This window comes from Micromonospora sp. NPDC049204 (assembly GCF_040647935.1).
In the GTDB taxonomy this organism is placed as follows: Bacteria; Actinomycetota; Actinomycetes; order Mycobacteriales; family Micromonosporaceae; genus Micromonospora.
In genome coordinates this window covers 75,760-95,268 of sequence record NZ_JBEZDC010000015.1, presented here as the reverse complement: position 1 = coordinate 95,268, position 19,509 = coordinate 75,760, and the positions used below count along the sequence as shown (strand labels likewise).

Below are 19,509 nucleotides of genomic sequence, written 5' to 3'. Positions count from 1 at the left end.
GCCTGTGTCGCGCCCGCGCCTGTGTCGCGCCCGCGCCCGTGTCCGCCCAGCCCGTGCCCGCCCAGCCCGTGCCCGCCTGCGCCCGTGCCTGCCTGCGCCCGTGCGGCGCCCGTGGCTGCGCGCGCCCGTGCCCGTGGCTGTGCCGGGCCGCGCCTGTGCCTGCCTGCGCCTGTGCCTGCCCGCGCGCGTGCCGCGCCCGTCGCACTAGCCGTGCCATCTCAGGCAAGATCCACGCAACATCAGGGAAAGTGCTGCTCAGCGGGTCCGGAGGCAGCACTTTCCCTGATGTTGCGGGTGAGAGAAGGGACGGGCCCGGAGCGCGGGGCGGAGTGTCGAGGTCGGGTTGGGGCGTGGCCTCCCGGCGGAGCACCCAGCCGCAAGATCACGCAACATCCAGGATTTAGGGGTATCCGGCGCGCGACGACACCACTACATCCGGGATCGAGCACGATCTTGGGGTGCTCGAGGGCCGTCCGCCAGATGTGCGTGGTTGGTCGGCTGGGCTGGACGGAACCCGCCCCAGGCGGAGGCCGCCCCAGGCGGAGGCCGCCCCAGGCGGAGGCCGCCCCAGGCGGAGGCCGCCCCAGGCGGAGGCCGCCCCAGGCGGAGACCGCCCCAGGCGGGGCCGCCCCAGCGGAGGCCGCAGCGAAGGCGCCCAGGCGCGGCCTCCCCAGGAGGACCTTCCCCAGCGGGGGCCGTCTCGGTGGCACCCTCCCAGCGGAGGCCGGTGAGTCAGCTGGTGAGGTCGGCGGTGGGGAAGGACGGGCCGTCGCCGGCGAGGCGGAAGGAATCGGTGTCGGCCGGTTCGACGAGCCCGTCCTGCACCAGGCCGGCCAGGGCTCGGGCGCGCTGCACGTCGTCGGTCCAGACCTGGTCCAGCCGTTCGTGCGGCACCGGACCGGTGGCGTCCCGGAGCACCCCGAGCAGCAGGCCGCGTACCTGTCGGTCGGTGCCCGCGTACCGCTGGGGTCGGCGGGTTGGACCTGTTGGGGCCTCCCGGCCGGAAGCCCGCCACGCGCAGATCGACTCGACCGGGCAGGCCGTGCAGCGCGGCGACCGGGCGGTGCAGATGACCGCGCCCAGTTCCATGAACGCGGCGCTGGCCAGCGCCGCCGCGGCCGGTTCCGTCGGGAGTAGCTCTTCGGTGGCGACCAGGTCGGCTGGCCGGGTGACCGGCCCGGCGTCCGGCTCGCCGGCTACCGCCCGGCAGACCACCCGTCGCACGTTGGTGTCGACCACCGGGTGCCGCTGCCCGTACGCGAATGCGGCCACCGCCCGTGCCGTGTACGTCCCGACTCCCGGCAGGGCCAGCAGTTGCTCCAGGCGGTCCGGGACCTGGCCGCCGTGCCGGTCGACGATCGCCACCGCGCATTCTCGCAGCCGAATCGCCCGACGGGGGTAGCCGAGGCGTCCCCACATCCGGATCGCCTCGGCGGGGCTGTCCGCCGCCAACGCTGCCGGGTCCGGCCAGCGGGCCAGCCATGCCTGCCAGGCCGGCACCACCCGGACCACGGGTGTCTGTTGAAGCATGACCTCGCTGACCAGGATGGCCCACGGGCTGGTGTCCGGCGCACGCCAGGGGAGGTCGCGGGCGTGTTGCTGGAACCATCGGCTGACCAGGGTGGCGAAATCGGGCTGAGTCATGGCGACGTCGATGATGTCACGCGCCGGGGTCCCGCTGGTTGGGCGGCTCGGGCGGGGTGTCCCGGCGGCGCGCCCCGGATCGGAGAGAATGCGCGGATGAACGAGCTCGCGATCACCGTCATCGGTCGGGACCGGCCGGGCATCGTGGCCGACGTAGCCGAGGTGTTGGCTCGACTGGGCGCGAACCTCACCGACAGCACGATGACCCGGCTGCGGGGGCATTTCGCGATGACCCTGATCTGCACCGGGCCGGCCGCCGCCGAGGTTGAGGCCGCGCTGGCGCCGCTGGCCGCCGAGGGTCAACTACTGGCGACGGTACGCGCGGTCACCCCGGACGGTGAGGTGCCCGCGGTGGGTGAGCCGTACGTGCTGGCGGTGCACGGTTCGGATCGGATGGGCATCGTCGCGGCGATGACCCGGGTGCTTGTCGACGCGGGCGGGAATGTCACCGACCTGAGCACCCGGTTGGCGGGTGCGCTCTACGTGGTGCTGGCCGAGGTCGAGTTGCCGGCGGGCGTGGCCGACGCGCTTGTGGACCGGCTGCACCGGACGGCTGCTGACCTGGGCGTGGAGGTCACGCTCCGGCCGGCGGACCCGGATCTGTTGTGAGCGGCGCGGAGAGCGTGCCGTACGCCGGTCTGGGTGGCTGGACGCCGGAGGCGCTGGTCGCGTCGGGTGTGCTGCGGGCGGTGTTGTCCGCCCCGCATCCGGTGCTGAGTCGGGCCGCCGGAGAGGTCGATCCGACGGCGGACGAGACAGTCCAGCTCGCGGCCGACCTGGTGGCGACGATGCGGGTTTCGCCGGGTTGTGTCGGGTTGGCCGCCCCGCAGGTCGGGGTGGGTGCTCGTGTCTTCGCCGTCGACGTGACCGGGCACCCGAAGGCGGTGACGGTGCACGGGACCTTCGTGTTGTGCAACGCCCGTGTGGTGGAGGCGACCCGGTGGAAGCCGGGCCGGGAGGGTTGCATGTCGGTGCCGGATCTGACCGGTGACGTGAAGCGGGCCAGCCGGCTGGTGGTCGAGGGTGACCTGCCGGGCAGCGGGGAGCCGGTCCGGTTGGTGACCGACGGCTTCGAGGCGCGGGCGTTGCAGCACGAGATCGACCACTGCTCGGGGCTGCTTTTTCTGGATCGGGTGGCTGGTGCGCACGCCGTCTATCAGCGCAAGGTCTACCTCTGAGCGGGTGCCGGACGATCGGGGTGTCCATCCAGAGTGGAGGGTCGTGCCCCCGTCCCGACGGGGCTCCGGCGCGTCGCGCCACACTGGCGGGCGCAGCGCGGCTACGGTGGGGGGCATCATGCGTCTGACGGTCGGCCCCCTGCCACCCGCCGTGTACTGGCGGCGTCGCGTCGTCGTACTCGGAGCGGGGCTTCTCTTCCTGATTGTCCTGCTCTACTCCTGCACCGGCTCGGATCGTTCCGACCGCGACACGAAGGCTGCGGGGTCGCCGACGGCCACGCCCACCGGGGCGGCTGGTCCGGGCGCGCCGGTGCTGACGCCACAGACCGGCGCTCCGCCGCCGTCCGCCTCCGGCGATGCGGGCGCGACGACCCCGGACGCGACGACCCCGAGCCCCGCGATCACCAGCAACGACCCTCCGCCGGGCACGGTGGCCAATTCGGTGGACGACGGCACCTGCACCGATGCGGAGATCCGCGTGGTCTCGATGGCGAGTCCCACCTCGGTCCAGCGCGGAGCGGTGGCCGACCTGCAACTCAAGATCAAAAACACGTCGGACCGGACGTGCAGCCGCAACGTCGGCGCCGACCTGCAAGAGATCTTCATCAAGTCCGGTGCCGAGAAGGTCTGGTCCTCGGACACCTGCGGCAAGGTCCAGGGCTCGGACGTGCAGTCCTTCACCCCGAACTTCGAGCGCTCCTACCAGGTGGTGTGGAACGGGCGGGACACCAGCCGGTGTGACGGCAGTGGGTTGGCCGCCGGGCCGTTCCCGCCGCTCGGCACGTACGAGGTGTTCGCCCGGGTCGGCACGAAGCTCAGCGCACCGGTGAAGCTCACCGTGACCGGCTGAGCCGGATCAGACGTACCGCTCCAGGATCGACGCCTCGGCGAGCCGGGACAGCCCTTCACGGACACCGCGCGCCCGGGCGTCACCGACCCCCTCGACGGCCTGCAGGTCCTCCACGGTCGCGCCCAGCAGCCGTTGCAGGCTGCCGAAGTGCACCACCAGGCGGTCGACCACCGTCACCGGCAGCCTCGGCACCTTGGCCAGCAGTCGGAAGCCGCGCGGGCTGACCGCCGCGTCCAGCGCGTCCGACGCGGCCGGGTAGCCGATCGCCTTGGCCACCGACACCAGGTCGATCAACTCGGTGGCACCGAGCAGGTCCAGCTCGACAAGTGCCTCGTCGAGGGTGCGCGACTTGCGGCCGACCGGGAGGTAGTCCCGGATGACAAGCGTCCGATCGGCGTCCACGCCGGCCATCAGCTCGTCGAGCTGCAGGGCCAGCAGACGGCCGTCGGTGCCCAGCTCGACCACGTAACCGGCGATCTCGTCGGCGATCCGGCGGACCATCTCCAGGCGCTGCACCACGGCCACCGCGTCCCGTACGGTGACGAGATCCTCGATCTCCAGGGCGGAGAGCGTGCCGGAGACCTCGTCCAGCCGGAGCTTGTAGCGCTCCAGGGTGGCGAGCGCCTGGTTGGCCCGGGAGAGGATCGCCGCCGAGTCGTCGAGCACGTGCCGTTGGCCGTTGACGTAGAGGCTGATGATCCGCATGGACTGGCTGACCGAAATGACCGGATAGCCGGTCTGCCGGGCCACCCGCTCGGCGGTGCGGTGCCGGGTGCCGGACTCCTCGGTCGGGATGGACGGGTCGGGCATCAGGTGCACGGCGGCCCGGACGATCCTGGTGCCGTCGCTGGAGAGCACGACGGCGCCGTCCATCTTGCACAGCTCGCGGACCCGCGTCGCGGAGAACTCCACGTCCAGCGGGAAACCGCCGGTGCACAGGCCCTCGACGACCTTGTCGTAGCCGAGCACGATGAGCGCGCCCGTGCGGCCACGCAGGATGCGCTCCAAACCGTCGCGCAGGGCGGTGCCCGGGGCCATCAGGGCGAGGTTGGCGCGCAGTGGATCGCCGGCACTCCCGGTGGCTCCCGCGGTCACGCTCACGCTGATCGGGCGGGCGGGCGAGCCCACGGCGCCGGTGCGGGCCTGGGGCGGCGCGCCGGCTGGCTTGGTGGTATCGCGGTCGATCGGCACGGACACAGTCTACGGACTGCCGTGCGGTGGGTGCTGTCGTGGTTACTGTGATGTGTCACGATGCGGCCCTTCCAACCCGTTTCCCGCTTGCGGCGTGCTGTCCGGTTTTGCCGTCTCCGTCGGCACGCTGGGTCACTCGGCGGACGCGCGGGCCGCATGGTGCAGCGCCGAGCGGACGTCCGTGACCTCGGTCACCCGCATCTGCTGGGGGCCGGCGCCGGTGCTGGTCGGGCCGCAACCGGGCGGCACGAGGGCCACCTTGAACCCCAGCCGGGCCGCCTCGGCCAACCGGCGGGGCACCGCCCCGACCCGGCGCACCTCGCCGGTCAGACCCACCTCGCCGATCGCCACCAGGTGCGGTGCGATGGCCAGGTTGAGCCCGCCGGAGGCGACCGCCAACGCGACCGCGAGGTCCGCGGCCGGCTCCACCACCCGGATGCCGCCGACCGTGGCGGCGAAGACCTCCCGGTCGTGCAGGGTCAGCCGCTCGGTGCGTCGCTGAAGCACCGCGAGCACCATCGCCAGTCGCGCCGAGTCGAGGCCGGAGACGGTACGCCGGGGAGAGCCGGCCACCGTCGCGCCGATCAGCGCCTGCACCTCGGTGACCAGGGCGCGCCGCCCCTCCATGGCCACCGTGACGCAGGTGCCCGGGACCGGTTCCGCGTATCGGGTCAGGAACAGCCCGGACGGGTCCGCCAGGCTGCTGATGCCGCCCTCGTGCATCTCGAAGCAGCCGACCTCGTCGGCCGCGCCGAACCGGTTCTTCACACCGCGCACCAGGCGCAGCGAGGAGTGCTTGTCGCCCTCGAAGTGCAACACCACGTCGACCAGGTGCTCCAGCACCCGAGGCCCGGCCACCTGGCCGTCCTTGGTGACGTGCCCGACCAGCACGGTGGCGATGCCCCGCTCCTTGGCGACCGAGACCAGCGCGGCGGTGACCGCGCGTACCTGGGTGACCCCACCGGGCACCCCCTCGGTGCCGGTGGTCGAGATGGTCTGCACCGAGTCGAGCACCAGCAGGCCCGGCTTGACCGCGTCGAGGTGGCCGAGCACCGACCCCAGGTCGCTCTCCGCCGCGAGGTAGAGCTGGTCGTGCAGGGTGCCCATCCGTTCGGCACGCAAGCGCACCTGACTGACCGACTCTTCCCCGCTGACGACAAGCGAAGGGCTGCCGGCACCGGCTGCCCACTGCTGGGCCACGTCCAGCAGCAGTGTCGACTTGCCGACGCCGGGCTCGCCGGCGAGCAGCACCACGGCGCCGGGCACCAGACCGCCGCCGAGCACCCGGTCGAGCTCGCTCACCCCGGTGGGCACGGCCCGGGCCGGGGCGGCGCTGATGGTGGCGATCGGCCGGGCCGGCTCGGCCGGCATCCGGGAGCTGACCACCCGACCGGCCACGGTTGGGCCGGTCGTCGTGCTCTCGACCACCGCGCCCCACTCGCCGCACTCCGGGCAGCGCCCCACCCACTTGGGCGGCTGGTGCCCACAGGCGTCGCACTCGTACGCCGGGCGCGGCTCGCGGGCGGCGGACCGCCCACGCGCGGCACCGGCCGTGCCGCTACGCGAAGGAGTCGATCGGGAGGTGGTCACATCAGGACGCTAGCCCTCTCGTACGACGAAAACACCCCGGCGTGGTGGTCACCACGCCGGGGCGTCCGTCGATTCGGAGGTCGGGTCACTCGTGGGTCGTGCCGCCCTCGTTGCCCTCGTAGCCGCCCTCGCGCTCGATGAGCGGCGAGGGACGCGCCGCAGGGGTGAGCGGCACCGCGATCGGCGCCTGGCCGGTCACCGTGTTGCCGTTGCCGAAGTCGAAGGTCACCGAGACGTTCTGGCCGGAGCGCAGCGCCTCGGTCAGGCCGATCAGCCGGAGCTGCGAGGTGGCCTCGGAGTTGAGCTGGATGTAGCTGAGCGGAGCCAGCTCGATCCGGGCCAACTGGCCGGGGGCGGCCGGACTGGCCGAGCCCGACGCCCGCGCCGACTCCGGAGCGGACGGCGTGGCCGAGGACGAGCCGGTCTCGGACGGGGTCGCCGACGGGCTGGCCGAGCGGGACGTGGAGGTCGACGGGCTCTGCGAGCCCGACGGAGACGCGCTGCCCGACGGAGACGCGCTGCCCGACGGAGACGCGCTGGCCGAGGCGGACGCGCTGGTCGAGCCGCCGCCGATGCGCACCTCGCGGGCGCTCTCGGCGGTGACGGTGACGGTGACCGTCTGCTTCGAGTCGTTGTAGATCACGGCGCTCAGCGGAGCGTCCTGGCCGGCCCGGTAGCCCTCGGTGCCCGGGTACTCCACCAGCAGACCACGCACGGAGAAGGATCCGTTGTTGGTGGTGAGGTTGACGCCCTGGACCGACGGCTCCTTCAACGCGGTCTCGGCGATCTGACCGGTGCCGCATCCGGACGCCAGCAGGCCGGTTGCCGCAATCCCGGACAGCAACAGGGCCGCCCGCCGGGATCCCCTGATCGAGCGCGTCACGTCGGTCCTCCTCGTCACAATCCCCACCCGGGCCGCACGCCCGGGCACGGTGGCCATACCCGCGCAGACCGCGCTCCAGGGTAGTTGGGGCTGATCGAGGCCCGCACGCGGACCCGGCAATGCCACCTGGCCGGGTGGCGCTCACACCACCCGACCGCTCGCCACCAGCAGGACCACGTCGATCAGGGCCACCAGCATGACGGCGCGGAAGGCCGCCACCGGCCGCCGGCCGGCCCGGACCGCCGAGCGTCCGGCGTACCAGCTCAGTGCCGGCACCACGGCGGCCGTGCCGACCGCGGCCAGCCCGAGGGCCGACGGCGGCCCGGGTGGTCCGAGGACCAGGGTCGCGGTCGCCGCGAGGAGCAGACCGGCCGCCGCCGCCCGACTCCCGGCGGAGCCCAGCCGGTGCGGCAGGCCGCGCACCCCGGTCCGGGCGTCGTCGGCCAGGTCGGGCAGCACGTTGGCGAAGTGCGCGCCGGCCCCCAGGCAGGCCGCCGCGACGAGCAGCCAGGCGGGTGGGGTCGGCTGACCGGGCAGCGCGAGCACCACGAAGGCGGGCAGCGCGCCGAAGGAGACGGCGTACGGCACCACCGAGAAGGCGGTGGCCTTCAGCGGCCAGTCGTAGAGCAGCGCCGAGACGAGGGCCACGGTCAACCAGAACGCCGCCGTCGGGTTCGTGGTCAGCGCCAGCAGCGGACAGGCCACCGCGGCCGCCGCCGCAGCCCAGGCCGTGGTGCGCCGGCCGACCGCGCCGGCGGCGACAGGTTTGTCGGTACGCCCCACCGTGGCGTCCCGCTCGGCGTCCAGCGCGTCGTTGGTCCAGCCCACGGCGAGCTGGCTGGCCAGCACGGCGAGCACCACCGAGACGATTCCGGACGGTCGATGACCCACTCCCCAGGCCAGTAGGCCGGAAACCGCGGTGACCGCTGCGGCCGGTTCCGGATGGCTCGCTCTGACCAGCCCTAACACCCTCGACGACATAAGGGAAGTCTGGTCGTTACCGAGCAGTCGTGCCACGCTCGTGCCATGCGAGACGTGGCTGCGTCCGCGGCGTCCACCGGCCCCCGGGTGCTGCCGCGAAACGACCCGCGCCAGTACGACGACCTGGCCGCCGAGTGGTGGCGGCCGGATGGCGCGTTTGCGATGCTGCACTGGCTGGCCGCGGCCCGCGCGGCGCTGGTGCCACCGGCGACCCGTCCCGACGAGCTGCTGGTGGACCTGGGTTGCGGTGCCGGTCTGCTCGCGCCGCACCTGGCCGGCAAGGGCTACCGCCACGTCGGTGTGGATCTGACCCGCTCGGCGTTGCTCCAGGCAGCCGAGCACGGGGTGCGCGTTGTGCAGGGTGATGCGACAGCGGTCCCGCTTCCGGACGGATGCGCCGACGTGGTCTCCGCGGGCGAGTTGCTGGAGCATGTGCCGGCCTGGCCGCGGGTGGTTGCCGAGGCGTGCCGCCTGCTGCGTCCGGGTGGCCTGCTGGTCCTGGACACCCTGAACGACACGGCCCTGGCCCGGCTCGTCGCGGTACGGATCGCCGAGCGGTTGCCGACGGTGCCGCGCGGAATCCACGATCCACGGTTGTTCGTGGACGCGCGGGCCCTGGTGGCCGAGTGCGCTCGGCACGGCGTGGACCTGCGAGTGCGCGGCATCCGTCCGCAGGTCGGGGGCATGCTTGCCTGGTTGCTGCGCCGGGCCCGCGCGACCGGTGCGACGTCCACCGTCCGCGCGCCGCGCATCGTGCCGACCCGGTCCACCGCCGTGCTCTACCAGGGCCGGGGGGTCCGCAAAGGATAGTCCGGCCGTGGCGGGGTATGGGACGCCGAGGAGGAGACGATATGACGGTGCAGGCGTTTGAGGCGGCCCGCCGGTTGGCGCCGCGGTTCGCCGCGCGCGCGGCGGAGCACGACCGGGACGGTTCCTTCCCCATCGAGGACTTCCGTGACCTGCGGGAGGCTGGCCTTTTCGGGTTGATGGTGCCCCGGGCGCTGGGAGGCATGGGGGCCAGCTTCGCCGAGTACGCCGCGGTGGCCACCGAGCTTGCCCGAGGCAACGGCGCGACGGCCCTGGTGTTCAACATGCACGCCTCGGTGACCGGTGCCCTGGGCGCGGTCACCGAGGAGCTGGCCGAGGCGTTGGGCGTGCCGGACGAGGCGTTGGCAGCTCGGGACCGCCTGCTCACCGCCGCCGCCCAGGGCTCCTGGTACGCGGTCGCGATGAGCGAGCGCGGCGCCGGTGCCCGGCTGTCCCAGCTCACCACGGCGTACGAGGAGACCGACGAGGGTTGGCATCTCAAGGGCAGCAAGACGTTCTGTTCCGGCGCCGGTCACGCCGACGGCTACCTGGTGGCGGCACGCAGCGCGGCCGACCAGTCGGTGGTCTCGCAGTTCCTGGTGCCGGCCGGTGACGGGTTGACCGTGGAGCCGACCTGGGATTCGCTCGGCATGCGCGCCACCTCCTCGCACGACCTGCACCTGGATGTGACGGTGCCCACGGACCGACTGCTCGGCGGCGTGGAGGGGTTGGCGCTCGTGGTCGCCCAGTTGATGCCGCACTGGCTGGTGGCCAGTTACGCGGCCGTCTACGTGGGGGTGGCCCGGGCGGCGATCGACGCGGCGGCCGAGCACCTGAACGCCCGCAACCTGGCCGGCCTGCCGGCGGTGCGGGCCCGGCTGGGGCGGGCGGACGCCACGACCGCCGCCGCGCAGCTGGTGGTCGCCGAGGCGGCCCGTCGGGTGGACGACGCGCCGGGCGACGAGGAGACCAACCGCTGGGTGTGGCGGGCGAAGCTGCTCGCCGGCACCACGGCCGCGGAGGTGGCGGCGTCGGTGTTGGAGGCCGCGGGCACCTCGGCGACCCGACGTGGTCATCCGTTGGAGCGGCTCTACCGCGACGCCCGCTGCGGCTCGCTGCACCCGGCCACGTCGGACGTCTGCGCCGACTGGCTGGGCATCGCCGCTCTGGGCGGCGACCCGGACCGCGACGGATCGGCACCGCGTTGGTGAGGCGGCTCCGCGGGTTCGGCACGGAAGATGGGCCAGCCGAGGCGGCTGGTGGGACGGCCAGGGGGAGGACAGCATCCGACGAGAGGTGGGGATCGTGTCCGTACCAGTGATCGCGGGGCTCGGGACTGCGCAGCCGCCGTCCGCTTCGCAGGACGAGTTGTGGGAGGGCTTCTTCTCCCGGCACTTCACCGGCACCACCCGGTCGTTGGCCCAGCGGATCTTCGCGAACTCCGGGGTGACCCGGCGTCAGGCCGCGGTCAACCCGCTGTTGGAGGACGTGTCGGACTGGCCGACCGAGCGCCGGATGCGCCGCTACCAGGTGGAGGCGCTGCCGCTGGGCAAGGAGGCGGTGGGTCGCGCGTTGACCGCCGCCGGGTTGGACGCCGGCGACATCGGCATGTTCATCGTCTGCTCCTGCACGGGCTACGCCACCCCCGGGCTGGACATCCTGCTCGCCCGGGACCTCGGTATGGCGGCGGACACCCAGCGGATGTTCATCGGCCACATGGGCTGTTACGCGGCGCTGCCGGGGCTCGGCGCGGCGAGTGACTTCGTCACCGCGCGGGGGCGGCCGGCGCTGCTGCTCTGCGCAGAGCTGACCAGCCTGCACATCCAGCCGTCCAGTGCCAGGGTGGACACCCAGCAGATCGTCTCGCACGCGCTCTTCTCGGACGCCGCGGTCGCCGCCGTGGTCGTGCCGGGTGGTCCGGGGTACGCGTTACGCGAGGTCACCTCGGTCACCGACACCTCGACCGCCGATCACATGACCTGGGACGTCACCGATGCCGGCTTCCGGATGGGGTTGTCGCCGAAGGTGCCGCAGGTGCTGTCGAGGCACGTACGCGGGTTGGTCGACGACCTGTTGGCCCGGCACGGCGTCACCAGTTCCGACGTGGACGGTTGGGCCGTGCACCCGGGTGGGCCGCGGATCCTCAACGTGGTGGAACGGGAGCTGGCCCTCCCTCCGGAGGGGTTGGCGGCGTCCTGGGCGACGCTCGACGAGCACGGCAACTGCTCGTCGCCGACCGTGTTGCTGATCCTGGACCGGTTGGGCCGTTCCACGCCGGCGGCTCGACGCATCGTCATGCTCGCGTTCGGCCCCGGCCTCACCCTGTACGCCGCCCTGCTCGATCGACAGGAGTAAAAATCCGCCCCTGGCGGCGTTACGCTCGATGGATGGATGCGACGGCGGAGGGGCGGCTGCGCTCGGCGGTGCTGTTCGGCGCGACGGCGGCCCTCCTGGTCGCCGGTGGCTGGTGGTGGCGCTCCGCCGCGCCCGCTCCGGTGGCTCGGCCGCCCGGGACGGCGGCGACGCCTGTCGCGGGGCCCAGCGTCAGCACGCCGTTGGAGCGCGCCCTGGTCCGGGGTATTGGGGCGACCGCGCGGGTTGATGGAGAGACGGGGGCGGTCGTCCGGGCGGTGGATGCCCCGCGGGCGGTACTCGACCCGGCCAGCGGTGAGATCATCGACATCGAGGGTGATCCGAGCTGGCTCTTCTTCCAGGGCGAGCTGCCCGCGTTCCGCGAGACGATCTGGCAGGAGCGGACGGTGCTCGTGCCGAGGCAGCGCATCGTCCGGCAGGCGGGCGGCGGCGACTCCCGCTACCTGCTGCAGTACCGGTGCACCAGGCCGGGCACCCTGTCGGTGACGGTCTTCGAGGCCGAGTCGGCCGGGCCGTCCGAGATCGACTGCGATGGCGTGATCACCAGCGCCGAGGTGCTCTCGGACGGCAGGCCGTTCCGGGTGTCGCTGTCGACCGGCGGGGTGCGCGAGATCGATATCGAGGCGCAACTCGTCGGCCTGCCCCGCTAGGGCTGTTCAAAGCCCCTGGCCCGCCTCGGCTCGACCGAGGACTTTGAACAGACCCTGGGCCGGTGTCGAACCACCTGGCCCGGCGGGGTCACCGGCCCTCGTGGGGTCAGCCGGCGAGGGCGCTCAGGTCGTTGCGGTAGGAGTCGACAGTCCCCAGTTCGGGCAGCACCCGGGTCACCGTGCCGGTGCGGTCGACCAGCAGTGCGGTCAGGGTGCCGGGGTGGACCGGTTGGCCCAGGAACGACCGCAGTCCGCCAGCGGGGTCGGCGAGTGCCCGGACGCCCGTGCTCGCCGATGGCGAGGTCGCGACCCTCCGCCCTCCGGCCACGGTGATCACCGCGATCCCCGGGGGCGCCGCCGCCGCGGCCTCGTCGATCCGCTCGGGGCAGGGGCAGCCGTCCACCAGGATGATCATGGCGGGCAGCAGGCCGCGCAGCGGCACCGGCGCCTGGGCGGCGTCGACCAGGTCCAGCGCGGGCAGTGCCCGGCCGGCGACGGTCGCGGGAGGCGCGTACGGGGCCGGGGTCGGTCGGTCGGTGCCCCGGCTGGCGCGGGGCCAGGCGACGGCGAGCAGGCCGGCCATCGTGGTGAGCAGTGCGACCACCAGCACCAGCAGTGGTAGGGCCAGGCGGCCGGGGCGGTCGCCGGCGGCACGGCGCAGCTCGCGACGAAGCTGGGCGGCCTCGTCGGCGAGCGCCGAGGCGTCGTCCGGGACCACGATGCGGCCCCACTCGGGCGGTAGGCCGGGTAGGCCGTCGGCTGGCCCGTGACCCTCGGCATCCGGCTTGCCCATCGGACCTCCTGGAAGGGGCTCGAGAGCGGTGTGCGGCTCGGTCTCCAGGGTCCCGCACCAGGGGCACCTCCCGCTACACCTGGGCGCATTCCCGCCAGCCGCGATACCATGGGAGAAGCGCATAGCCCTTGATCTCGACGTTCTGTTCACTAGTGCCGGGCAGTCATCCGCACGTTACGGAGCGTGTTCGAACCATTGGTTTGACCGCCTGTCAAGCTGAAGCAAGACCTCTCACAGGGCCCCTGAGCTGCGCCAACGGTCAGGACATCGGTGAGACATCGGTGCCTGAGCGTGTTACCCTAGACACAGCGAAAGGGGTTTCGAACCTATGGTTTTCAGTGTCGGCGAGACCGTTGTCTACCCCCACCACGGGGCCGCACTCATCGAGGCAATCGAGACTCGGGTCATCAAGGGCGAGCCTAAGCAATACCTCGTCCTGAGGGTCGCGCAGGGTGACCTGACGGTCCGGGTGCCGGCCGAGAACGCCGAGATCGTGGGCGTCCGTGAGGTGGTCGGCGAAGAGGGCCTCGGTAAGGTCTTCGACGTTCTGCGGGCTCCGCACACCGAGGAGCCGACCAACTGGTCGCGGCGTTACAAGGCCAACTTGGAAAAGCTGGCCTCCGGCAATCCGCTGAAGGTCGCCGAGGTCGTGCGCGACCTGTGGCGCCGGGAGCGGGAGCGGGGCCTCTCCGCTGGCGAGAAGCGGATGCTGGCCAAGGCCCGCGACATTCTCGTTGGTGAGGTCGCGCTGGCTGAGAAGAGCACCAAGGATGAGGCGGAGACGCTGCTCGACAAGGTCCTCACCGAGGCCTAGTCCGCAGAGCATCGTCGTCCCACCAAGTAGCGAAGAAACCACCGAGGACCGCGACGTGACCGCGCAGCTCAATCCGCGCGGTGACGTCGCGGTCCTCGTGCCTGCGGCGGGTGCCGGCGTACGGCTCGGCCCCGGCCGACCCAAGGCGCTGCGCCTGCTCGCCGGCGAGCCACTGTTGGTGCATGCCGTGCGTCGACTGGCCGCCGCACCGTCGGTGCACACGATCGTGGTGGCCGCGCCGGTCGCCGACGTGCAGGCCGTCCGCGAGCTGTTGGCCCCGGTCGCACCGGTGATCGTGGTGGCCGGCGGTGCGGAACGACAGGCATCGGTGGCCGCCGCGCTGGCCGCGGTGCCCACCGGCCCGACGATCGTGCTGGTGCACGACGCCGCCCGCGCGCTCACCCCACCCGAACTCGTCGAATCCGTCGCGGCGGCGGTTCGTGACGGGCGGGACGCGGTGATCCCGGTGCTGCCGGTCGTCGACACGATCAAAGAGGTGGATGCCGACGAGGTGGTGCTCGGCACCGTCGACCGTTCCTCCCTGCGCGCGGTGCAGACCCCGCAGGGTTTCCGCCGGGCCGTGCTCAGCGCCGCGCACGCCGTGGCCTGCGATCCCCTCACCGACGACGCTGGGCTGGTCGAGAAGCAGGGTGTCGTGGTGAGCTGCGTGCCGGGCTCCGAGTACGCCCTGAAGATCACCAGGCCGTTCGACCTGGCGCTGGCCGAGCACCTGCTTGCCGCCTCCGGTTGACGCGTACTCTCGGATCATGATCGTTCCCCGGGTCGCCATCGGCACCGACGTGCACGCGTTCGAGCCCGGCCGGCCCTGCTGGGTCGCGGGCCTGCTCTGGCCCGACCAGGACGGCCTCGCCGGGCACTCGGACGCCGACGTGGTCGCGCACGCCGCCTGCAACGCGCTGCTCTCCGCCGCCGGCCTCGGTGACCTCGGCGCCGCCTTCGGGGTGGGTCAGCCGGAGTGGGCCGGCGCGTCCGGGGTGGCGCTGCTGACCGAGACGGCCCGCCGGGTACGCGCCAGCGGCCTGGAGATCGGCAATGTGTCGGTGCAGGTGGTCGGCAACCGACCCAAGATCGGCCGGCGTCGGGCAGAGGCCCAGGAGGTGCTGTCCGCTGCCGTCGGTGCCCCGGTCACCCTCTCCGCCGCGACCACCGACGGCCTTGGCTTCACCGGCCGCGAGGAAGGGCTGGCCGGTGTCGCGGTGGCCCTGGTGTACGACGCGCCGGCCGCCTAAGCTCGCCGCGATGTCCAGCGACCCAGCCCCCGACCAGTCCGCCGCCGACGGCTATCTCCAGCGGGCCCAACTTCTCGCCGAGCTCGGGCGCCACGACGAGGCGGCCGGTGAGCTGGCCTACGGGCTGGCCCTGCAACCGGATGACGTGGAAGCCCTCACCACGCTGGCTCGGGTGCACCTGGCCGCCGGTCGCCCGACCGAGGCGCTCGCCGCCGCCGACACGGCCGTGGCCGCCGCACCGGAGGCCCTACCGCCGTTGGTCGCCAGGGGCATGGCGTTGGCCGACCTGGAGCGCTACGGCGAGTCGGCGGCCACCGCCGACCGGCTCCTCGCCCTCGGCCCGGCCGACGCGTACGCCCAGCGGAGCGCGGCGGCGCTCCTGGCCGACGCCCGCAACGGCCAGCCGGCGCTGAACGCGGCCTGGCGTGGTGTCGAACTGGCACCGGAGGAGCCGCAGGCGCACCTGGTGCTCAGCCTGGTCGCCGCCCGGCTGAACCTGTTCGACCTGGCCGAGCGGGCCTACCGGGAGGCGTTGCGGCTCGACCCGCGCGTCGCCGAGGCTGGGCACGACGTGGGGGTCCTGAGGTTGGAGCAGCGTCGGTGGTCGGAGGCGTTGGCGCACGTCGCCGAGACCGTCGCCATCAGCCCGAGTCGCATCGAATCGCCACGGACGCTCGCGCACGGCCTGCACCGCCTGGTGCTCTACGGCGCGGGTTGGTCGCTGGTGGCGGCGGTGCTGGTGGCCTTCGCGGCGTCGGCGAGCGACGGGTTGTCCCGCGCCCTGGCGGTGCTCGCCGCGCTCAGCGGGGGGATCGTGGTCTGGCAGCTCGCGGCCCGGTTGCCGGGGCTGACCCGGACCGTCCTGCCGGCCCTGCTGCGCTCGGACCGGGCGATCGCGCTGGCCGTCTACGCGGTGGCGGCCGCGCCGCTGCTGCTGCTGGTGTACGCCGTGGTCGGTTCCCCGTGGCCCCTGGTGCTGGCCATCGCCGTCACGGCGGTGGCCGAGTTCGCCATCTTCACCAGAACCGCGCTCCGCTAGCCGCGACGCGCCCAGGTCCAGGCGTACCCCTCGTCCTCGCAGCCGCTGGCGGCGTCGCAGAGATCGAGGGGGCGGAAGGTGTCGACCATGACGGCCAGCTCGTCGAAGTAGTCGGCGCCGATGGAACGTTCGGCGGCACCGGGCTGGGGGCCGTGGGTGAAGCCGGACGGGTGCAGGGAGATCGAGCCCTGCTCGATGCCGGAGCCGCGGCGGGCCTCGTAGTTGCCGCCGGTGTAGAAGAGCATCTCGTCGGAGTCGACGTTGTGGTGGTTGTACGGCACCGGGATCGACTGCGGGTGGTAGTCGACCTTGCGGGGCACGAACGAGCAGATGACGAAGTTGGGACCCTGGAAGGTCTGGTGCACCGGCGGGGGCTGGTGGATGCGCCCGGTGATCGGCTCGAAGTCGTGGATGGAGAACGCCCACGGGTAGAGGTGCCCGTCCCAGCCGACCACGTCGAACGGGTGGTTCGCGTAGACGTAGCGGGTCCAACCACGGCGGTGGCGGACCAGCACCTCGACCTCCTCGCCGTCGACGAGCAGCGGGGCGTCGGGGCCGCGGACGTCGCGCTCGCAGTACGGCGAGTGCTCCAGGAACTGACCGCGGACGGAGAGGTAGCGCTTGGGCGGGCCGATGTGCCCGGACGCCTCGACGGCGAGCAGCCGGACGGGCTGGTCGCCGGTGGGCACCAGCCGGTGGATGGTCGAGGTGGGAATGACGACGTAGTCGCCCGCGACCGCGTCCAGCACGCCGAACGGGGACTCGACCCGCAGGGTGCCCGACTCGACGTAGAGGCAGTGGTCGCCGGTGGCGTCGCGGAACAGCGGCGAGGGCCGGTCGGCGAGCACGTACCCGATCCGGACGTCGTCGTTGGCGAGTAGGTACTGCCGGCCGAGGATGGGGTCGGACCCGCCGGTGTCCAGCTTGTGGGTGCGCAGGTGGCGGGGCTTGAGCGGCAGGTTCGGTGCCCGGGTGAACCTGGGCGGGGTGAACTCGTCGGCGGCCAGGATCGCGGTGGGTGCGTGCCGGTGGTAGAGCAGAGACGAGTCGGAGGAGAAGCCCTCCTGGCCCATCAACTCCTCGGCGTAGAGGCTGCCGTCGGGTTGCCGGAACTGGGTGTGGCGCTTGCGCGGCACCTCGCCGACGCTGCGGTAATACGGCATGTCGCCTCCCGGGATGTCCCGTCCACCGGCCAGGTGTGTCCGATAATCGGACGTTGTTGTCCGTTCCTCGTAGCGTCCCGTACATTCTTGTTCCGTGTCAACGCAGGTGCCCGCACTCCTCCACGGCCTGGTGGACGACGCCGCCGTCTTCCCGCCGGGCAGCGCCACGCTGCACGACGCCCTGGTCGCCCACCGCCAACACCGCGCCGCCTGGTACGCCGACCTGGTCGGCCCCCTGCTGATTCCCGCCTCGACCGTCTCGGCGGGCGAGCTGAGTGGTCTGGCCGACCCGGGCGAGGGCCTGGTGCTCGGCGTGATCGGTGACACCGGGGTCGGCAATCTGCCGTTCGCGCTCTCGTTCCTCGCCCCGGACGGCGTGACCGCACGGCAGGTCGAGGTGGCGGTCGCCAAGCGGGGCGAGGACCCGCTGCCCGGCATCGTCGAGCTGCTGCGACTGGCCGACACCATGCCGGGCGTCGAGGCCGTGTACGCCGAGCTTCCGTTGACCTTCGGCCTGATGGGCGCGCTTGACGCGATCGCCGCCGCCCGCGCCGGCGGCGTGCCGATCGCCGCCAAGTTCCGCACCGGCGGACTGGCCGCCGAACTCTTCCCCACCCCGGCCGAGCTGGCCGCCGTGATCTGCGCCTGCCGGGACCGGGACCTGCCGTTCAAGCTCACCGCGGGGCTGCACCAGGCGGTCCGGCACCTCGACCCGGAGACCGGCTTCACCCACCACGGGTACGCCAACGTGCTGGCCGCGACGCTTGCCGCCGCCGACGGCGAGAGCGTGGGCCGGGTCGCCGAGCTGCTGACCGCGCTCGACCCGCGCCCCCTGTTGGAGCGCGCCACCGTACGGCTGCACGAACCCCGCCCGCTCTGGGTCGGCTTCGGTTCGTGCAGCATCCTGGAACCACTTACCGATCTGATCCGGCTGGGGCTGGTGAACGGGGGCTACGACGCATGACCTGGGTGACCGGCGTTGACGGTTCGCCGTACGGGGTGACGAACCTGCCGTACGGGGTCTTCCGGCGCGACGGGGGTCGGCCGCGGATCGGCGTACGGATCGGGTCCTGGGTGTTCGACCTGGCCGCGGCGGAGGCCGCAGAACTGGTGCTGGCCGCCGGCGCGCTGTGCCGACCCACCCTCAACGAGTTCATGGCGCTGGGCCGTCCGCAGTGGATCGCGGTACGGCAGCGGATCACCGAGTTGTTGACCGACCCGGCGCACCGGGCCGACGTCGAGCCGATGCTGGTGCCCCTGGACGACGTGGAGCTGTTGCTCCCGATCGAGGTCGCTGACTACGTCGATTTCTACTCCTCCGAGCACCACGCGTCGAACGTCGGGCAGATCTTCCGCCCCGGTCAGCCGCCGCTGCTGCCGAACTGGAAGCACCTGCCGATCGGCTACCACGGGCGGGCCGGCACGGTCGTCGTCTCCGGCACGTCGGTGACCCGGCCGACCGGCCAGCGGGCGTCCGCCGAAGGCCCGGTCACCGGCCCGTCGGTACGCCTGGACATCGAGGCCGAGGTCGGCTTCGTGGTGGGCGTACCCAGCCGGTTGGGCGATCGGGTGTCGGTCGACGACTTCGCCGACCACGTCTTCGGAGTGGTGCTCGTCAACGACTGGTCCGCCCGGGACATCCAGGCCTGGGAGTACCAGCCGCTCGGCCCGTTCCTCGGCAAGTCGTTCGCCACCTCGGTCTCGGCCTGGGTCACGCCGCTGGACGCGCTCGGCGATGCCTTCGTCCCCGCCCCCGACCAGGACCCGCCGGTGGTCGACTACCTGCGCGACGTGCCGCACCTGGGTCTGGACCTCCGGCTGGCGGTGGAGTGGAACGGCACGCTGGTCAGCGAGCCGCCGTTCGCCACCATGTACTGGACGCCGGCACAGCAGTTGGCCCACCTCACCGTCAACGGCGCGGCACTGCGCACCGGCGACCTGTACGCCTCCGGCACCGTCTCCGGCCCCGACCGTACGCAGGTCGGTTCGTTCCTGGAGCTGACCTGGGGTGGGGCGGAGCCGGTGACGGTGGGCGACGAGAGCCGCACCTTCCTCACCGACGGCGACACGGTGACCATCACCGCCACCGCGCCCGGCCCGGACGGCACGACCATCGCCCTGGGCGAGGTCAGCGGCACCATTCGTCCGGCCAACTGAGCGGTCGCATTACCTCCGTCTCGTGCACGGGACCGGTTATCGCACAGCCGGTGCGATAACCCGGCCGGGTTGACCCGTTGATCGTCCGGATCCCGTTGCCTCGCCGCGCGATCCGAGCCGGGTTCAACCCGGCTGCCAGCGGTGGG

Annotated in this window: 20 protein-coding genes; 13 read left to right on the top strand and 7 right to left on the bottom strand. The window is 72.8% G+C overall.

Annotated elements, in window-relative coordinates; translation table 11 throughout:
• Window positions 1-732: 732 nt before the first annotated feature.
• On the bottom strand, window positions 733-1,644 hold the full coding sequence (locus AB0A90_RS25605) for an A/G-specific adenine glycosylase (protein ID WP_357252794.1): 912 nt from the start codon (window positions 1,642-1,644) through the stop codon (window positions 733-735).
• A gap of 96 nt (window positions 1,645-1,740) precedes the next feature.
• Here AB0A90_RS25605 and AB0A90_RS25600 point away from each other — a divergent pair, with 96 nt between their 5' ends.
• The 3 genes from AB0A90_RS25600 (at window position 1,741) to AB0A90_RS25590 (ending at window position 3,672) form a co-directional block, all read left to right on the top strand.
• Window positions 1,741-2,253: an ACT domain-containing protein gene (locus AB0A90_RS25600; RefSeq protein ID WP_357252791.1), complete on the top strand. Its 513-nt coding sequence runs from the start codon at window positions 1,741-1,743 to the stop codon at window positions 2,251-2,253.
• Window positions 2,250-2,822 (top strand): peptide deformylase, encoded by a 573-nt coding sequence (locus AB0A90_RS25595; RefSeq protein WP_357252788.1) that lies wholly within the window; start codon window positions 2,250-2,252, stop codon window positions 2,820-2,822. Before AB0A90_RS25600 ends, AB0A90_RS25595 begins: the two co-directional genes overlap by 4 nt.
• A gap of 118 nt (window positions 2,823-2,940) precedes the next feature.
• Window positions 2,941-3,672, top strand: a complete 732-nt coding sequence (locus AB0A90_RS25590) for a hypothetical protein (protein WP_357252785.1) — start codon at window positions 2,941-2,943, stop codon at window positions 3,670-3,672.
• Window positions 3,673-3,678: 6 nt separating this feature from the next.
• Here the strand turns inward: AB0A90_RS25590 and disA are convergent, their stop codons facing one another.
• The 4 genes from disA to AB0A90_RS25570 all read right to left on the bottom strand — a co-directional run bounded on the left by disA (window position 3,679) and on the right by AB0A90_RS25570 (window position 8,317).
• Window positions 3,679-4,863, bottom strand: coding sequence for a DNA integrity scanning diadenylate cyclase DisA (gene disA / locus AB0A90_RS25585; RefSeq protein WP_357252782.1), 1,185 nt, complete (start codon window positions 4,861-4,863; stop codon window positions 3,679-3,681).
• A gap of 132 nt (window positions 4,864-4,995) precedes the next feature.
• Entirely contained in the window at window positions 4,996-6,453 is a 1,458-nt protein-coding gene (gene radA, locus AB0A90_RS25580; protein ID WP_357252779.1) for a DNA repair protein RadA, read from the bottom strand.
• A gap of 85 nt (window positions 6,454-6,538) precedes the next feature.
• On the bottom strand, window positions 6,539-7,336 hold the full coding sequence (locus tag AB0A90_RS25575; protein ID WP_357252777.1) for a hypothetical protein: 798 nt from the start codon (window positions 7,334-7,336) through the stop codon (window positions 6,539-6,541).
• 141 nt (window positions 7,337-7,477) lie between these two features.
• Window positions 7,478-8,317, bottom strand: a complete 840-nt coding sequence (locus AB0A90_RS25570) for a UbiA family prenyltransferase (protein ID WP_357253051.1) — start codon at window positions 8,315-8,317, stop codon at window positions 7,478-7,480.
• Window positions 8,318-8,362: 45 nt separating this feature from the next.
• On the opposite strand from AB0A90_RS25570, the gene AB0A90_RS25565 reads away from it, so the two are divergent.
• From AB0A90_RS25565 to AB0A90_RS25550, 4 genes are all read left to right on the top strand, one after another.
• Window positions 8,363-9,127 (top strand): methyltransferase domain-containing protein, encoded by a 765-nt coding sequence (locus AB0A90_RS25565; protein ID WP_357252774.1) that lies wholly within the window; start codon window positions 8,363-8,365, stop codon window positions 9,125-9,127.
• Window positions 9,128-9,168: 41 nt separating this feature from the next.
• Window positions 9,169-10,335, top strand: coding sequence for an acyl-CoA dehydrogenase family protein (locus tag AB0A90_RS25560; RefSeq protein ID WP_357252771.1), 1,167 nt, complete (start codon window positions 9,169-9,171; stop codon window positions 10,333-10,335).
• 94 nt (window positions 10,336-10,429) lie between these two features.
• Complete coding sequence (locus AB0A90_RS25555) at window positions 10,430-11,479, top strand: type III polyketide synthase (RefSeq protein ID WP_357252768.1); 1,050 nt, start codon at window positions 10,430-10,432, stop codon at window positions 11,477-11,479.
• Window positions 11,480-11,511: 32 nt separating this feature from the next.
• Window positions 11,512-12,147, top strand: a complete 636-nt coding sequence (locus AB0A90_RS25550; protein WP_357252766.1) for a hypothetical protein — start codon at window positions 11,512-11,514, stop codon at window positions 12,145-12,147.
• 106 nt (window positions 12,148-12,253) lie between these two features.
• Here AB0A90_RS25550 and AB0A90_RS25545 read toward each other — a convergent pair whose 3' ends face one another.
• Window positions 12,254-12,940, bottom strand: a complete 687-nt coding sequence (locus tag AB0A90_RS25545; protein ID WP_357252763.1) for a hypothetical protein — start codon at window positions 12,938-12,940, stop codon at window positions 12,254-12,256.
• Window positions 12,941-13,268: 328 nt separating this feature from the next.
• On the opposite strand from AB0A90_RS25545, the gene AB0A90_RS25540 reads away from it, so the two are divergent.
• Genes AB0A90_RS25540 through AB0A90_RS25525 form a run of 4 tightly spaced genes read left to right on the top strand, consistent with a single transcriptional unit; the run spans window position 13,269 to window position 16,043 of the window.
• Window positions 13,269-13,754, top strand: a complete 486-nt coding sequence (locus tag AB0A90_RS25540; protein WP_007073334.1) for a CarD family transcriptional regulator — start codon at window positions 13,269-13,271, stop codon at window positions 13,752-13,754.
• A 55-nt stretch (window positions 13,755-13,809) separates the two neighbouring features.
• Window positions 13,810-14,505, top strand: coding sequence for a 2-C-methyl-D-erythritol 4-phosphate cytidylyltransferase (gene ispD / locus AB0A90_RS25535; protein ID WP_357252760.1), 696 nt, complete (start codon window positions 13,810-13,812; stop codon window positions 14,503-14,505).
• Between the two features lie 13 nt (window positions 14,506-14,518).
• The gene (gene ispF, locus AB0A90_RS25530; protein WP_357253048.1) at window positions 14,519-15,004 is read left to right on the top strand and encodes a 2-C-methyl-D-erythritol 2,4-cyclodiphosphate synthase; all 486 of its coding nucleotides are present in this window, start codon (window positions 14,519-14,521) and stop codon (window positions 15,002-15,004) included.
• Window positions 15,005-15,014: 10 nt separating this feature from the next.
• On the top strand, window positions 15,015-16,043 hold the full coding sequence (locus AB0A90_RS25525; protein WP_357252758.1) for a tetratricopeptide repeat protein: 1,029 nt from the start codon (window positions 15,015-15,017) through the stop codon (window positions 16,041-16,043).
• Here the strand turns inward: AB0A90_RS25525 and AB0A90_RS25520 are convergent.
• Complete coding sequence (locus AB0A90_RS25520; protein WP_357252755.1) at window positions 16,040-17,206, bottom strand: cupin domain-containing protein; 1,167 nt, start codon at window positions 17,204-17,206, stop codon at window positions 16,040-16,042. The two genes, AB0A90_RS25525 and AB0A90_RS25520, sit on opposite strands and share 4 nt — an antisense overlap.
• Window positions 17,207-17,300: 94 nt before the next feature.
• On the opposite strand from AB0A90_RS25520, the gene AB0A90_RS25515 reads away from it, so the two are divergent.
• Both AB0A90_RS25515 and fahA read left to right on the top strand, forming a co-directional pair.
• On the top strand, window positions 17,301-18,170 hold the full coding sequence (locus AB0A90_RS25515) for a hypothetical protein (RefSeq protein ID WP_357252752.1): 870 nt from the start codon (window positions 17,301-17,303) through the stop codon (window positions 18,168-18,170).
• On the top strand, window positions 18,167-19,363 hold the full coding sequence (gene fahA, locus AB0A90_RS25510; protein WP_357252749.1) for a fumarylacetoacetase: 1,197 nt from the start codon (window positions 18,167-18,169) through the stop codon (window positions 19,361-19,363). The genes AB0A90_RS25515 and fahA overlap by 4 nt, the downstream gene beginning before the upstream one ends.
• Window positions 19,364-19,509: the final 146 nt, after the last annotated feature.

Bases quoted from the DNA above. Each gene is read 5' to 3' on its own strand.
- AB0A90_RS25605 (WP_357252794.1), bottom strand. From the start codon at position 1,644: ATGACTCAGCCCGATTTCGCCACCCTGGTCAGCCGATGGTTCCAGCAA.
- AB0A90_RS25600 (WP_357252791.1), top strand. From the start codon at position 1,741: ATGAACGAGCTCGCGATCACCGTCATCGGTCGGGACCGGCCGGGCATC.
- AB0A90_RS25590 (WP_357252785.1), top strand. From the start codon at position 2,941: ATGCGTCTGACGGTCGGCCCCCTGCCACCCGCCGTGTACTGGCGGCGT.
- AB0A90_RS25570 (WP_357253051.1), bottom strand. From the start codon at position 8,317: ATGTCGTCGAGGGTGTTAGGGCTGGTCAGAGCGAGCCATCCGGAACCG.
- AB0A90_RS25565 (WP_357252774.1), top strand. From the start codon at position 8,363: ATGCGAGACGTGGCTGCGTCCGCGGCGTCCACCGGCCCCCGGGTGCTG.
- AB0A90_RS25560 (WP_357252771.1), top strand. From the start codon at position 9,169: ATGACGGTGCAGGCGTTTGAGGCGGCCCGCCGGTTGGCGCCGCGGTTC.
- AB0A90_RS25550 (WP_357252766.1), top strand. From the start codon at position 11,512: ATGGATGCGACGGCGGAGGGGCGGCTGCGCTCGGCGGTGCTGTTCGGC.
- AB0A90_RS25545 (WP_357252763.1), bottom strand. From the start codon at position 12,940: ATGGGCAAGCCGGATGCCGAGGGTCACGGGCCAGCCGACGGCCTACCC.
- AB0A90_RS25540 (WP_007073334.1), top strand. From the start codon at position 13,269: ATGGTTTTCAGTGTCGGCGAGACCGTTGTCTACCCCCACCACGGGGCC.
- AB0A90_RS25525 (WP_357252758.1), top strand. From the start codon at position 15,015: ATGTCCAGCGACCCAGCCCCCGACCAGTCCGCCGCCGACGGCTATCTC.
- AB0A90_RS25520 (WP_357252755.1), bottom strand. From the start codon at position 17,206: ATGCCGTATTACCGCAGCGTCGGCGAGGTGCCGCGCAAGCGCCACACC.
- fahA (WP_357252749.1), top strand. From the start codon at position 18,167: ATGACCTGGGTGACCGGCGTTGACGGTTCGCCGTACGGGGTGACGAAC.